14 protein-coding genes are annotated in these 12305 nt (G+C 37.9%); 12 read left to right on the top strand and 2 right to left on the bottom strand.

Translation table 11 applies throughout. The features are described from left to right. Positions 1-249 precede the first annotated feature (249 nt). Together BLV53_RS17120 and BLV53_RS14500 are read left to right on the top strand one after the other, a co-directional pair. The gene (locus BLV53_RS17120) at positions 250-432 is read left to right on the top strand and encodes a hypothetical protein (protein ID WP_170830888.1); all 183 of its coding nucleotides are present in this window, start codon (positions 250-252) and stop codon (positions 430-432) included. An 85-nt stretch (positions 433-517) separates the two neighbouring features. Next, entirely contained in the window at positions 518-1528 is a 1011-nt protein-coding gene (locus tag BLV53_RS14500) for a nuclease-related domain-containing protein (RefSeq protein WP_170830889.1), read from the top strand. 312 nt (positions 1529-1840) lie between these two features. Here the strand turns inward: BLV53_RS14500 and BLV53_RS17680 are convergent, their stop codons facing one another. Continuing rightward, the gene (locus BLV53_RS17680) at positions 1841-2005 is read right to left on the bottom strand and encodes a transposase domain-containing protein (RefSeq protein WP_090302166.1); all 165 of its coding nucleotides are present in this window, start codon (positions 2003-2005) and stop codon (positions 1841-1843) included. Between the two features lie 127 nt (positions 2006-2132). Here BLV53_RS17680 and BLV53_RS14510 point away from each other — a divergent pair, with 127 nt between their 5' ends. The 10 genes from BLV53_RS14510 (at position 2133) to BLV53_RS14555 (ending at position 11080) form a co-directional block, all read left to right on the top strand. Beyond that, on the top strand, positions 2133-2480 hold the full coding sequence (locus tag BLV53_RS14510) for a transposase domain-containing protein (RefSeq protein WP_139298980.1): 348 nt from the start codon (positions 2133-2135) through the stop codon (positions 2478-2480). Between the two features lie 234 nt (positions 2481-2714). Continuing rightward, positions 2715-2924 (top strand): helix-turn-helix transcriptional regulator, encoded by a 210-nt coding sequence (locus BLV53_RS14515; protein ID WP_090302170.1) that lies wholly within the window; start codon positions 2715-2717, stop codon positions 2922-2924. After that, positions 2924-3403 carry a hypothetical protein gene (locus BLV53_RS14520; protein WP_090302173.1) on the top strand — a complete coding sequence of 160 codons (480 nt, stop codon included), beginning with the start codon at positions 2924-2926 and terminating at the stop codon, positions 3401-3403. The genes BLV53_RS14515 and BLV53_RS14520 overlap by 1 nt, the downstream gene beginning before the upstream one ends. A 203-nt stretch (positions 3404-3606) precedes the next feature. Then, entirely contained in the window at positions 3607-4215 is a 609-nt protein-coding gene (locus tag BLV53_RS14525; RefSeq protein WP_170830890.1) for a TetR/AcrR family transcriptional regulator, read from the top strand. Between the two features lie 31 nt (positions 4216-4246). Next, complete coding sequence (locus tag BLV53_RS14530; RefSeq protein WP_090302177.1) at positions 4247-6034, top strand: ABC transporter ATP-binding protein; 1788 nt, start codon at positions 4247-4249, stop codon at positions 6032-6034. Then, on the top strand, positions 6027-7763 hold the full coding sequence (locus BLV53_RS14535; protein ID WP_090302179.1) for an ABC transporter ATP-binding protein: 1737 nt from the start codon (positions 6027-6029) through the stop codon (positions 7761-7763). The genes BLV53_RS14530 and BLV53_RS14535 overlap by 8 nt, the downstream gene beginning before the upstream one ends. 18 nt (positions 7764-7781) lie before the next feature. Then, entirely contained in the window at positions 7782-8372 is a 591-nt protein-coding gene (locus BLV53_RS14540; protein ID WP_090302182.1) for an MptD family putative ECF transporter S component, read from the top strand. Next, positions 8372-9076 (top strand): energy-coupling factor transporter transmembrane component T, encoded by a 705-nt coding sequence (locus BLV53_RS14545; protein WP_090302184.1) that lies wholly within the window; start codon positions 8372-8374, stop codon positions 9074-9076. The genes BLV53_RS14540 and BLV53_RS14545 overlap by 1 nt, the downstream gene beginning before the upstream one ends. Further along, entirely contained in the window at positions 9073-10653 is a 1581-nt protein-coding gene (locus tag BLV53_RS14550) for an ABC transporter ATP-binding protein (RefSeq protein WP_090302186.1), read from the top strand. The genes BLV53_RS14545 and BLV53_RS14550 overlap by 4 nt, the downstream gene beginning before the upstream one ends. After that, a complete protein-coding gene (locus BLV53_RS14555; RefSeq protein ID WP_090302188.1) occupies positions 10643-11080 on the top strand; it encodes a GatB/YqeY domain-containing protein in 438 nt (145 codons plus the stop codon). Before BLV53_RS14550 ends, BLV53_RS14555 begins: the two co-directional genes overlap by 11 nt. 848 nt (positions 11081-11928) lie before the next feature. Here the strand turns inward: BLV53_RS14555 and BLV53_RS14560 are convergent. After that, positions 11929-12186, bottom strand: coding sequence for a Txe/YoeB family addiction module toxin (locus BLV53_RS14560; protein ID WP_090302191.1), 258 nt, complete (start codon positions 12184-12186; stop codon positions 11929-11931). Positions 12187-12305: the final 119 nt, after the last annotated feature.

The following is a 12305-nucleotide window of genomic DNA, read 5'->3' on the forward strand; positions in this document are numbered from 1 at the left end:
CCTTCTTTCGGCCCTTCTTAGTTTGGGCTAAGCGGTAAGATTTAGATTATATTAGCTTGCTCCTTGATTTTCATTTAAAAACGTGGTAGATTATTTTGGACCCAGATAAAGCATAGAGGTACTCAATATATTTTGTTTTGTGAGAAAGGAGGATAATAGATAATATGTCAGTAATAATAGCCAACATCATCGCTCATGCCGCGATTGACGTAATAACCGCAATAATAAGAAGATAAGGAGGAAAACGTAATGTCATTTGATTTAATAAAATCATTTAATTTTTTAAAAGCACCTGGAGATAGATTTTCAGCTCGCATAACAAATACAGGACGGAAAGTCTTGAAAATTTCAACCGACCATGGAAAATTTAAGGCTAGCAAAGTACAGTACTCAAACGGTACCACTGTTGAGACGTATACACGCAAAAGATAGTAACTCTAATATTTTGTGCTTAAGTACTCGCAGAATAATTAATAGATATTATCTGCGAGTACTTTATATAGAAAGGTATTTAATTATGAATAAGGAATTTAGAAAAAGTCTATTTGTTAAAGAATTATACAAAATAGGTATCACTAGAGATGGTTTATATAGAAAGGATTCTATAGAATCCATTTTATTAAAACTACAAAGCTTTATAGTGAATACTGTTTTTGAAAATGTTCATGGGAAAAATCTTCGTATAATTGATGTGGCGAATCATATCCAAAATAGAGCAAGTGAACTGGGCATTAACTCTAATAAAAGTATTATTGATTTTTCAAATTCATGTAAGAAATTACAAAACTTGATTTCTTCAGAAATCACAGGCAATATTGGAGAAAAAGCCCTTAGAAGAGCCGATTCATTTGTTTATTCTCAGCATAATAGTATCTACAATGTTAGTCTTAAAAATGACGATATATCCGCAGAACTTGATGGTATCGTAATCACTAATAGGGCGATATTTTTGCTAGAAAGTAAATACAGTAAAAACAACTTATTTATTGCTGAAAATGGGTTGCTTATAGATAAATATAGATCCGATAGACAAGCATTGAAGAATATAGGAGACCAGATTAATAGAGAAGTTCATGTATTAAAATCCACTTTATCTAATATCGATATTACTAACGATATAGTGATTAAGCCTTATGTTGTAGCTACCAATGACTTCAGCTCGTTAAAAAGCAACTATCAATATGTTTCAACCTGTGGCATTTCAGAACTTCCTCATATTATTGATGATTACCCAGGAGAAGTTCTATACACCCAAGGAGATATAGCGCTAATAAAAAAGGCCATTCTATCTAGCAGCAAAGAACAATTATATCCTATAAACTTCGATTTCTATCAGTTCATTTATCTCTTTGCAGATGTATTGGATTTAATAGAGGTGGATCAGATATACGAAACTCCAGACAAAACTATTATCGTGGAACCTGCAGAAGAGAAGAATTGGGGCACATACGCTCTTGGAGGAATAGCTGTTGTAGGTGCTCTTTGCTTAGTTTTATTTGGTAAACAGAAAGCACTCAAGTTCTTATAGTAATTGCTTATAAATGTATAGGTAAGTATTTGAGAGTTACAAATGGAATTTTAAAATATATTTGCAAATTCCTGATGAATTGTCAAAAGGACAATGGAACGATTAATTATAAAATGCTAATCTGAATCTGAGCCTTTGAGGGTTTCCAATCATAGATTGATAATGATTATCATTTTTGCAATACAATACTTTATTTATGATGATTAATATATGAACAATAATAAAAGTTTAGTAAGCGCTTAATATTCCGCGCTACCAAAATTAAAAATGGCATCCGCAAGGATGCCAGATAATGGAGCATTTCACTCCGTATTATAGTTCGCATGCTTTTCGAGTTTCATTGCTCCAAGGAGCAAGACGCTCAAAGTCATCATCTGACATATCAGCACTCGGACGATTATCAAGTAAATAAGTAAGGTATTTCAAAGGATCTATACCGTTGGCTTTGACTGACTCTACAAGTGAATAAATCTTCATGCTTGCATCGGCTCCATCCTGGCTATCAGAGAAAAGCCAGTTCCTATTGTGAAAGGTCTTATTGATCTTTCACTGGTTTATGCGAACATTCGCATAAGCAAGTGAGAGATCCATAAGAAGCTTTTCAGTGGGAAGAGTCAACTGGTTGTTTGCAGATACGCCCCTGGGTGCGGAAGTTAATTCTATGGTGTATACCTTTGTAGAGACAGCAAAGGCAAATGGCGCCAATCCTTATCTTTACATCAAGTACATCTTAGAAAAGATGCCAGCTCTTGTTGATGAGAAATATGAGGTTAAAGATAAGACAGCTCTCGATGCTATGTTGCCTTGGTCTAAGGATTACAGGCAATACGAAATAAATCAGGTTGAGGCAAACAGGCACCTTCTTGATAATCTATTTCCTGTGCCAGAGCGGCCTAAGGCACCAAATAATTATGAAAAATCTGATTTGCAATCAGATGCTGCTATTGCATAAGAAAACCTGCAGATTAAATCTGCAGGAACTTTGTTGATTAAAAGTTTAGAAAGTAGGAAAAGTCTTAAACTTTCTTGATTTTTCAAAATGGTATTCTGTGTGGGCTTCCTATTTAATGCTTACGGATGATTTTTGAAAAAAGATAAAAAATAATGCAAAGTTAGCTTGACATAATATGCAAAGCAAACTATACTAATTTTGCAAAGCGAACTTAGCAAGAGCATGGAGGCTGTCATGAAAAACAAAATAAAGGAGTTAAGGAAAGTGAATAAACTTTCGCAATCTGAACTTGCTGATATTGTTGGAACTACGCGTCAGACAATTACCTCTATAGAGATAGGAAAATATACAGCGTCTCTGATATTAGCGTATAAGATTGCACATCACTTCAATATGAACATTGAGGAAGTATTTGATTTTGAGAGCTTGGAGGAAGAAGACTAATGAATAACAAAAAAATGAATCAGATGAGAGAATCAATTAAAAAACAGAATTTTGCATATGTTGGAATTATACTACTTAGTGCAGCATTGTATTTTGTGTCACAGAGACCAACTATAACTGCAATGTATGCAACATCTAATTATGCTGATTTCATGCAGGGATTTGTAATAGGAATGGTAATCGTATTGGACATCATAAGTATTTATCATCTTGTAAAGTATTCAAATGCTCTTAAGGATGATAAGAAACTTACACAAATCTATAACGAAATGCATGATGAGCGTATGTGTCATATCGAATCACTATCTGGGAAGTTTACAGTAAAGTTTGCAGCTATTTTCCTATTATTATTTGCAATAGTAGTAAGCTTTTTCAGTTTTGAAGCAGCAATCGCTATTATGGCAGCATTGTTTATACTGGGGATTGCCAAGAAAGTAAGCATGGTACACTATACTAGAACATATACGGGCGAGGAATAAAAAGAAAAGGCTCAAGTTTCTACTGAAGCTTGAGTCTTTTCTTTTTGTACTTCATTTGTAAGCAACCAACTAGAGAGCTTTATATTTACCGCTTACCTTTTTTCTAAAAAAGATTAAGATATTATTTGACAAGTTAGACATATCTAACTATAATGTTAGTCGAAACTAACATGTTAACAGTGTTAACATCGAAAGGAAATCATGTGAGAACCAAAGAAACAAAAGAACAAATTTTAAAAGCTGCTATGGAAGAGTTCATGGAGAAAGGCTATAAAGATGCTTCCATGAGAAAAATCGCAAGTAAAGTAGGTATTACAGCCACCGCTTTGTATAGGCATTATGCAGGCAAGGAGGAAATATTTGATGCTGTTGTGGAGCCTGCTGTTAGTGCTTGGGAAGGGCTGTGCCGGACAGAAGAGGCAAGACAGGTGGGTACTGCCAGAGAGAATGGTGTGGAAGCCATGTGGGAAGATGAGGATCAGGCGAAAATTATCGTTAAGCTCATTTACGATAATTTTGATGCGCACAAGCTTTTGTTTTGTAAAAGTGAAGGAACGAAATATGAGAATTATCTTCATACAATTGTCTCAAAGGTTCAGGAAGCCACGCTGGCTTTCAAGGATGAACTTGAAGCTGGAGGTATGCTTGTAAATTCAGTTGATGAAAATGAGATGCATTTGCTTTTAAGCGCGCAATACACAGCAATGCTAGAGATGGTTCATCACGATTTCACATACGAGCAGGCCCTTCACTATTGCGATACCATATCCAGATTCTTTAAGGAAGGTTGGAGAAAATTCTTAGGTTTCTAAAATTGTTCTTGCATGCCAAAAGGAGGAATTTATGAAGAAAAAAAGTACGTTCTCCTGGGTTATTCATTTTGCAGGGAGAAAGAAAAGTTTTTACATCGGCAGTGTGCTGCTTGCCATTATCGGTGTTGTCATGTCATTTATTCCATATTTGATAATTGCTAAGATTGTTGGGATGCTTTTATCAAAGGATATGGATTTCAGCCATTACATGTCACTGATTTTGATGATGGCATTATGTTGGATTCTTAGAGTTGCGCTTCACTCAACATCTACAACATTGTCCCACGTTGCCACATTCAATGTGTTAGGCGGAATTAGAACTCAGCTTTGTAAGAAGCTTTCAACCATTCCGCTGGGCGCGGTTTTGGATGATAACAGTGGCGCCTACAAAAATATTATTGTAGAGCGCGTTGATTCTATGGAAACAACTTTGGCTCATATTGTGCCTGAGTTTACAGCAAATATCTTGTTGCCTATAGTCATGTTCATTTACATTCTTGTTTTGGACTGGCGCATGGGCTTAGCAAATCTCATTTCAGTTGCAATCGGTTTATGTTTTGCAGCTGGTATGATGACCCGAAGTCAGGGTGAATTCGAATATACGATACAAAAAACTAAATATTTAAATGATACCGCTGTTGAATATATCAATGGTATCGAGGTTATCAAAGCCTTTGGCAAGACAGGAAGCTCCTATGAGAAATTCGTCCTTGCTGCAAAAGAAGGGGCAGATTGCTTCATCAATTGGATGAGAAAATGTATCTGGTTCCAGGCAGGATGCTTCGCATTCACACCAGCTACATTCCTTGGAATACTTCCAGTTGGTTTACTTTTAGTGAAAAATAATAGCATGACACCAGAGGATTTCATCACATCAGTTATTCTTTCAGCAGGTCTCATGGGACCTTTGATGATTGCATTTTCATACATGGACGACATTATGAAAATGCAGGCTATCTTTGGAGAGGTTACAGAGATTATTGAAAGAGAAGATATGGTAAGACCAAACACTCTTACAAAGCAGCCGGTGGGCTCTGATATCACTCTCAGAAATGTGCATTTTTCATACAAGGATAAGGAGATTTTGCACGGCTTGAATTTGGATATCAAGCAGGGGGAGGTTAACGCATTTGTTGGACCATCTGGCTCTGGCAAGAGCACAATTGCCAGACTAATCGATTCACTGTGGGATGTGGACGAAGGCACAATCACATTTGGCGGGGTGGATATTAAGGAACTTCCATTAGAGTATTACACAAGCCAGATTGCTTATGTTGCTCAGGACAACTATCTGTTTGATATGTCTGTAATGGAAAATATCAGACTGGGCAAGGCCGGTGCTACAGATGAAGAGGTTATCGCTGCAGCGAAAGCTACTGGATGCCATGAATTCATCCTTGGCCTTGAAAATGGCTACGACACCATAGTTGGTGGCGCGGGCGGACATCTATCAGGGGGAGAGCGACAGAGAGTCTGTATAGCACGAGCAATGCTCAAAGATGCACCGGTTGTAATTATGGATGAGGCTACCGCATATACGGACCCAGAAAACGAAGCGCTGGTACAGGAAAGCGTGGCAAAGCTGGTACGTGGCAAGACACTTATCGTTATTGCTCATAGACTTTCAACCATCATAGATGCGGACAAGATTTTCGTTATAAATGAGGGAAATGTGGAAGCAGAAGGCACTCATGCTCAGCTCCTAACTGATTGTCCTCTCTACAGAAATATGTGGGAGGCACACACCATGTCGAAGGATGATGACAGAGTGGATTCAGTCATGGGTTCTGAAGCTAGAAGGGAGGCCGCTCATGCTTAAAATTCTGATGAAATTTTTCAAATTCTGCAACGAAGAAAACAGAAAAAAGTTTTATAAATCAATTGCATTCGGTGTTCTTGATGCAATGTTTACAGGCATGAAAATTCCTGCAGCTTATTTTGCAATTGATGCCATTGTGAATAATAACATTACCGTAAATACGTTTTTACTTGTAATGGGATTTATGCTCTTAAGCACTGTCGGAAAAATGGTTATAAATAGGTTCTATCAGATGCTTCTAACAGAAGGCGGCTATAGGACTTGTGCTGGAAAGAGAATTGAAATTGGCGAGCATCTCAGATATTTGCCAATGGGGTATTTTAATGATACCAGCCTGGGACATATCACATCTGTTACCACCAATACTTTGGAGCAGACCGGAGATATTGCAACCCGCGCAATAATATTAGTTATGCAAGGCACAATTACCACAGCTATCGTTAGCCTGGGCATGTTTATTTTTGATGTGCGAATCGGCTTGATATGTGTTGCTGTTATCCTGATTTTCTTTATCTTCAATCAGTTTACAAACAAGAGTGTAGAGAAGGTTGCCCCAGAGAAAATTGAGTCAGATAAGGATATGGTTGGCGTAATTCTTGAGTTTATTCAGGGCATTGCAGAAATCAGAAATTACAACATCATCTCCATGAACAACGCAAGGCTTAATAAAGCCATTGAAAGAAAAACAAAGGCTGATATCAAAGCAGAGATTGCAGCTATTCCTTTGGTAGGCGTGCAGATGCTTATCTGTAAGCTTGCGGGAGTAGTAATTGCAGGCGCATCAATCGCATTTTATCTGAATGGCACCATGAAGCTCACATACAGCATCACAATGATGCTTTGTGCATTCATCATCTTCGAGTCCCTTGATTTGGCAGGAACATACACAGCTCTTATCAGAATCATTGGAAAAGGCGTTGATATGGTAAATGAGATTATGGAAGTTGAGCAGATGGATATTAATGGTGAAGATATTCATCCTTCAAACCACGACATTCATCTTGATCATGTCAGCTTTGCATATGAGGAAAGAACTATCATCGACGATGTGACCATTGATATTAAAGAGAAAACTACTACAGCTATCGTTGGCCCTTCCGGCGGTGGCAAGACCACTCTGACATCTCTTATTGCAAGATTTTGGGATGTGAAATCCGGCAAGGTCACACTTGGCGGAAGAGATGTAAGGGACTACAGCTTCGATTCTCTGATGGAGAATTTCAGCTTTGTTTTCCAGCGAGTTTATTTGTTTGAGGATACAATTGCTAACAACATCAGATTTGGCCGGCCGGAGGCTTCCATGGAGGAGGTAATTGCGGCAGCCAAGAAAGCATGTTGCCACGATTTTATCATGTCACTTTCAGATGGCTATGAGACGGTGGTTGGCGAGGGCGGTGCCACATTGTCAGGTGGTGAAAAACAGCGAATTGCCATTGCTAGAGCCATCATGAAGGATGCCCCAATAATCATCTTGGATGAGGCAACAGCTAACGTGGATCCTGAAAACGAGAAGGAATTAACTGAGGCAATTGAAAATCTTACAAGAGAAAAGACCATCATCATGATTGCCCACAGGCTGAAAACTGTAAGACATGCAGATCAAATCATAGTCATCGATAAGGGCAAGATTGTCCAGCAAGGCAAGCATGATGAGCTTATGGCTGTGGATGGCATTTACAAGAATTTTGTTAGCGGACGAAAGAAAGCTGTAAGCTGGAAGATTGCTTAATTATTTTGGAGGAAGAAAATGGACAAGAAAAAATTGACAGCGAAGGATTTTATTACAGTAGGAATATTTACAGCGATTGTGTTTGTGGTGGAGTTTGCATGTGGCATACTTGGCTTTATTCACCCATACATTGTAGCTTCATATGTAGTGATGATTCCTATTGTAGCCTCAATTCCTATGATGCTTTTTTACAGCAAGGTAGATAAATTTGGAATGATTACAATTATGTCAGTATTAATTGCAATCATTATGTTTGTTGCAGGCATGGGATTCCTGGGAGCACCACTTATTATTTTGGCTGGTGTAATTGCTGATTTTATTGCAAAAGCTGGGGATTACAAGCAGTTCAAAATGATTGCCATCAGTTATGCTGTATTTTGCCTGTGGATTTGCGCCAATTATTTTCCTGTAATCGTGACTGCAAATTCTTATAGAAAATCCCTTTTAGAAGAGGGCTATTCTGCAGAATACACAGACAGCTTGTTTAGAGCAATCAACAGCAAAACTATTTGGGTTCTTTTGATCCTTTGCCTTATTTTTGGATACATCGGTTCCTATATTGGAAAAATAGTTGTAAAGAAACATTTTGAAAAGGCGGGAATTGTTTAATGAAAATTAAGCTCGATCCACGAACGAAAATTTATATGATTTTTGTGGTATCTGCCATTGTTATGATGAGTGCCACCACGCCATTTTTGTGGGGCCTTAGAATTCTAACTACCATGGTGCCTATCGCACTTCTTATTGCAGAGAAACGCTATGCCAGCGCGTTGCGTTTCTTTGCGCTTTATATAAGTGCGTTGATTCTGACTTTCTATTTCTTATCATCGGAATCAACAGGCCTAATCAGGGCGTTACTGACCGGATATTGCGGCATTATCGCCCAGTTTTTACCTGCATTCATTACTGCCTGGTATGTAATTCATTCTACAAAGATAGATGAATTTATGGCGGCGATGCAAAAAATGCATGTTCCAGATGGCATAACCATCTCTTTTGCGGTGGTCATGAGATTTTTCCCAACCATCAAAGAGGAATATGGTTCCATAAGAGATGCCATGAAGATGAGAGGAATATTTCTGGCAGGAGGTAATGCAGCGAAAATGGTTGAATACAGAATAATTCCCCTTTTATTTTCATGCGTCAACATCGGCGATGAATTGTCGGCAGCTGCCATCACCAGAGGACTTGGCGGGAAAGTGAAAAGAACCAGTGTGGTGGAGCTTAAGTTGCATGTTTTTGACTGGCTTTTGATACTTTTGTTTTCAATCGCAACAGTTATTTTTATTTTGAATAAGTACATTTTATTATGAAGAATATAATTGAAATTAAAGACGTAAGTTTTCAATATAAGGGGTCGGAGGAAGGTCTGTTAAACAATGTTTCTCTTAACATAGCGCAAGGAGAAACGGTGCTTTTGTGTGGAGCATCTGGCTCAGGAAAAACTACCATTATCAGGCTAATCAATGGCTTGATTCCTCACTATTATCCAGGTGAATATAGTGGTTCAGTTTTTGTAGATGGGCATGATATCAAAAATACTGAGCTATATGATTTGGCTGGCGTAGTTGGGACGGTTTTCCAAAATCCAAGGAGCCAGTTTTTTTCTGTAGATACCGATGGCGAGATAGTCTTTGGACCTGAAAATATTGGATTAAATCCTAATGAAATAAGAAGACGTTCTGCCATGGTTGTAAAGGATATGAACCTGGAAAAGCTCATGGGGCGAAGCCTCTTTGATTTGTCAGGTGGTGAAAAACAGAAGATTGCCTGTGGCTCTGTGTCGGCTCTTTTGCCTAATGTTGTTCTTCTGGATGAGCCTTCTTCCAATTTGGATTGGGATGCCATTAAAGATTTGAAAAATGAAATCGTCAAATGGAAGAGTGAAGGAAAGACTATCGTAATTTCGGAGCACAGATTATGGTACTTGAAGGACCTGCTTAATCGTGTTATCTACATGGATAGTGGTGAGATTGCGGGCGAATACAATGGAGATGAATTCTTCGCATTTACGGATTCAAAAATAAGAGGTCTAAAGCTTAGGCCAGTGAAAATTGAAGAGAAATATATAGATAAGTTTAGTGACATATCTTCAGGTCAGGGTGCACTGAGAAATTTTAGCGATTATGGGGATTCCATTAAGTTGAAAAACTTTTATTTTACATATAAAAGAAGGCCTTATATCTTTCGAAAGAAAAAGCTATCTGCAAATGATGCAGATATTTTAAATCTAAACATGCCAGAACTTGATTTGCCAAAGGGAAAGGTGATAGGTATTATTGGTAGAAATGGCACGGGCAAATCCACATTTCTAAGGTGCCTATGCGGCCTGGAAATGGACTGCACAGGGGAAATCATTTATCGCAATAAAAAGTATCGAGGCAAAGACCTGACAAATTTAAGCTATCTTGTTATGCAAGATGTAAACCATCAGCTCTTTACAGATAGTGTAGAAGCGGAAGTACTGCTTTCTATGAAGGAAAAGGATATAGACAAATGTAGCGAGATTCTGGAAAGGCTCGGGCTGCTTGAATTCAAAGACAAACATCCTATGGCTTTATCCGGCGGCCAAAAGCAGCGAGTCGCCATTGCATCTGCCATAGCTGCAGGGGCAAAGCTTCTATTATTTGACGAGCCGACATCAGGACTAGATTATTCTCATATGGTGAAAGTGGCTGAGCTTTTAAAGGAGCTGGCTGTCAGCGGAAGTACTGTTTTAGTATCTACCCACGATCCAGAGTTAATTGAGCTTTGCTGTGATTACATAATTAGAATTGATGATGGCAAGGTAATTTCATCGGATTTCCGTAATTGCGCCATGGATTTACACACTGATAAGGACTATAATCTAGATAATAGATTAGAGGAGGATAATGAAAATGCAGTTTGAAACATTACAAAAAGACATGGTCGCAGCTATGAAGGCAAGAGATAAGGCGAGAAAAGATGCTATTTCTTCACTTGTTTCTGATGTAAAGAAGGCCGCTATCGATGCTGGCACTAGAGATAACATTGCAGACGATTTGGTAGATCAGGTTATTCTCAAGTCATTAAAGACAGCTAAAGAACAGCTCGATACATGCCCTGCTGATAGAACAGATTTAAAGGAAGAGTATCAGTTCAGATATGAAGTAATCAAAGAGTACGCACCTTCAATGATGAGCGAGGATGAGATTCGCGGATTCCTTCAGGAGAATTTCGCAGAGGTTCTTGCATCTAAGAACAAGGGAGCAATCATGAAGGAAGTCATGCCAGCTCTTAAGGGCAAGGCTGATGGAAAAGCCATCAATATGATTGTTGCTGAGCTTTGCAAGTAAGCGTTTGAGCTTGGAGTTTTATGAGAATGAAGCTCAGCACGATATTCCCGTCATGCTGATAGAATCCATGTTATTTTGGTAAATGATACATTGGGCTTTTAGTAGCCGCTACATATAGAAACTATGCAAGGCAACATAAGTTAATCATGGCTTTCAGGGATTTAATAGAAAATTGTTGCATATTTTTGAAAATTTCGTATACTTTAAATCAAACAAAGGCGTTTTGAGTCGCAATAGCGGCTCAAAGCGCCTTTGTTACTTTATAGAATTTAATAGAAAGAGAGAAATTTATCAGTGTCAGAACAGCCACAGCAGGGCTAATGAGGACAGTATAAAGCTGATAACTGCATTTGTGGATGAGTGTAAATAGTATTGGGAGAGATAGCATGATTAAACTGAATGATTATTTATATGATGGTGAAACTATTTTCAGGATATATTTCCGCTGTTTAATGTGGATACCTTCATTTAATAGGAGGTAGCTTTGCCAACTTGACGCGCTCCCATTATAACTAAAGGCTTTCGTTTTGTACTATTTTTCCATTCAACAAGTTTATCCATCGCAAAACGCTGCATATATCATACCTCCAATGTGCCAAGTACATTTTTTCGCATCTGAACCGGAAGGAAAATTACACTTTTTCTGGGCTGAAAATAGAGTTTTTTACAATTTTTAAGTCCTAAATCTATGTTAATAATACAATTTTTAAGACCTAAATGTAATATATATATATATATATGCAAAACAACTATTTAATGGAAAGATAGATATAATGAATAACACCGCCCTATGTTGCCCTATGTTGAGAGTTGAGATGCAATCTAAGGCGGTGTATATTAACGATATTTTATTCATAATGTCCGCGACATGAAATTATACGTATATTTCCGTTCTCAAAATCATAAACAAGGCGGTCTACATCATTTATTCTACGGCTCCAAAACCCACTGAGGTTTTCCTTTAACGGTTCAGGTTTTCCAATACCATTATATGGATCACGTTGGGCATCTTTTATTAGTGAATTAATTCTTTTTAAAGTCTTTTTATCTTGGGTTTGCCAATAAAGATAATCATCCCAACCTCTGTCTTCCCATAGGATTCCCATTAATCTTCATCCTCCAGTAGTTCATGTTCTTCAAAGTGAGCTTTTCCTGTTTTGATATCATTTGCGATGCCTTCAAGATATCTTATATTTGATTCAGAATAAAATGGATCTGCAGAGAC

The organism is Pseudobutyrivibrio sp. ACV-2 (assembly GCF_900107545.1).
Lineage (GTDB): Bacteria > Bacillota > Clostridia > Lachnospirales > Lachnospiraceae > Pseudobutyrivibrio.

What these genes read in the sequence shown, in the direction of transcription:
- BLV53_RS14535 (WP_090302179.1), top strand. Translation starts at nt 6,027, where the DNA reads ATGCTTAAAATTCTGATGAAATTTTTCAAATTCTGCAACGAAGAAAAC.
- BLV53_RS17680 (WP_090302166.1), bottom strand. Translation starts at nt 2,005, where the DNA reads ATGAAGATTTATTCACTTGTAGAGTCAGTCAAAGCCAACGGTATAGAT.
- BLV53_RS14550 (WP_090302186.1), top strand. Translation starts at nt 9,073, where the DNA reads ATGAAGAATATAATTGAAATTAAAGACGTAAGTTTTCAATATAAGGGG.
- BLV53_RS14560 (WP_090302191.1), bottom strand. Translation starts at nt 12,186, where the DNA reads ATGGGAATCCTATGGGAAGACAGAGGTTGGGATGATTATCTTTATTGG.
- BLV53_RS14530 (WP_090302177.1), top strand. Translation starts at nt 4,247, where the DNA reads ATGAAGAAAAAAAGTACGTTCTCCTGGGTTATTCATTTTGCAGGGAGA.
- BLV53_RS14540 (WP_090302182.1), top strand. Translation starts at nt 7,782, where the DNA reads ATGGACAAGAAAAAATTGACAGCGAAGGATTTTATTACAGTAGGAATA.
- BLV53_RS14520 (WP_090302173.1), top strand. Translation starts at nt 2,924, where the DNA reads ATGAATAACAAAAAAATGAATCAGATGAGAGAATCAATTAAAAAACAG.
- BLV53_RS17120 (WP_170830888.1), top strand. Translation starts at nt 250, where the DNA reads ATGTCATTTGATTTAATAAAATCATTTAATTTTTTAAAAGCACCTGGA.
- BLV53_RS14500 (WP_170830889.1), top strand. Translation starts at nt 518, where the DNA reads ATGAATAAGGAATTTAGAAAAAGTCTATTTGTTAAAGAATTATACAAA.
- BLV53_RS14515 (WP_090302170.1), top strand. Translation starts at nt 2,715, where the DNA reads ATGAAAAACAAAATAAAGGAGTTAAGGAAAGTGAATAAACTTTCGCAA.
- BLV53_RS14545 (WP_090302184.1), top strand. Translation starts at nt 8,372, where the DNA reads ATGAAAATTAAGCTCGATCCACGAACGAAAATTTATATGATTTTTGTG.
- BLV53_RS14555 (WP_090302188.1), top strand. Translation starts at nt 10,643, where the DNA reads ATGCAGTTTGAAACATTACAAAAAGACATGGTCGCAGCTATGAAGGCA.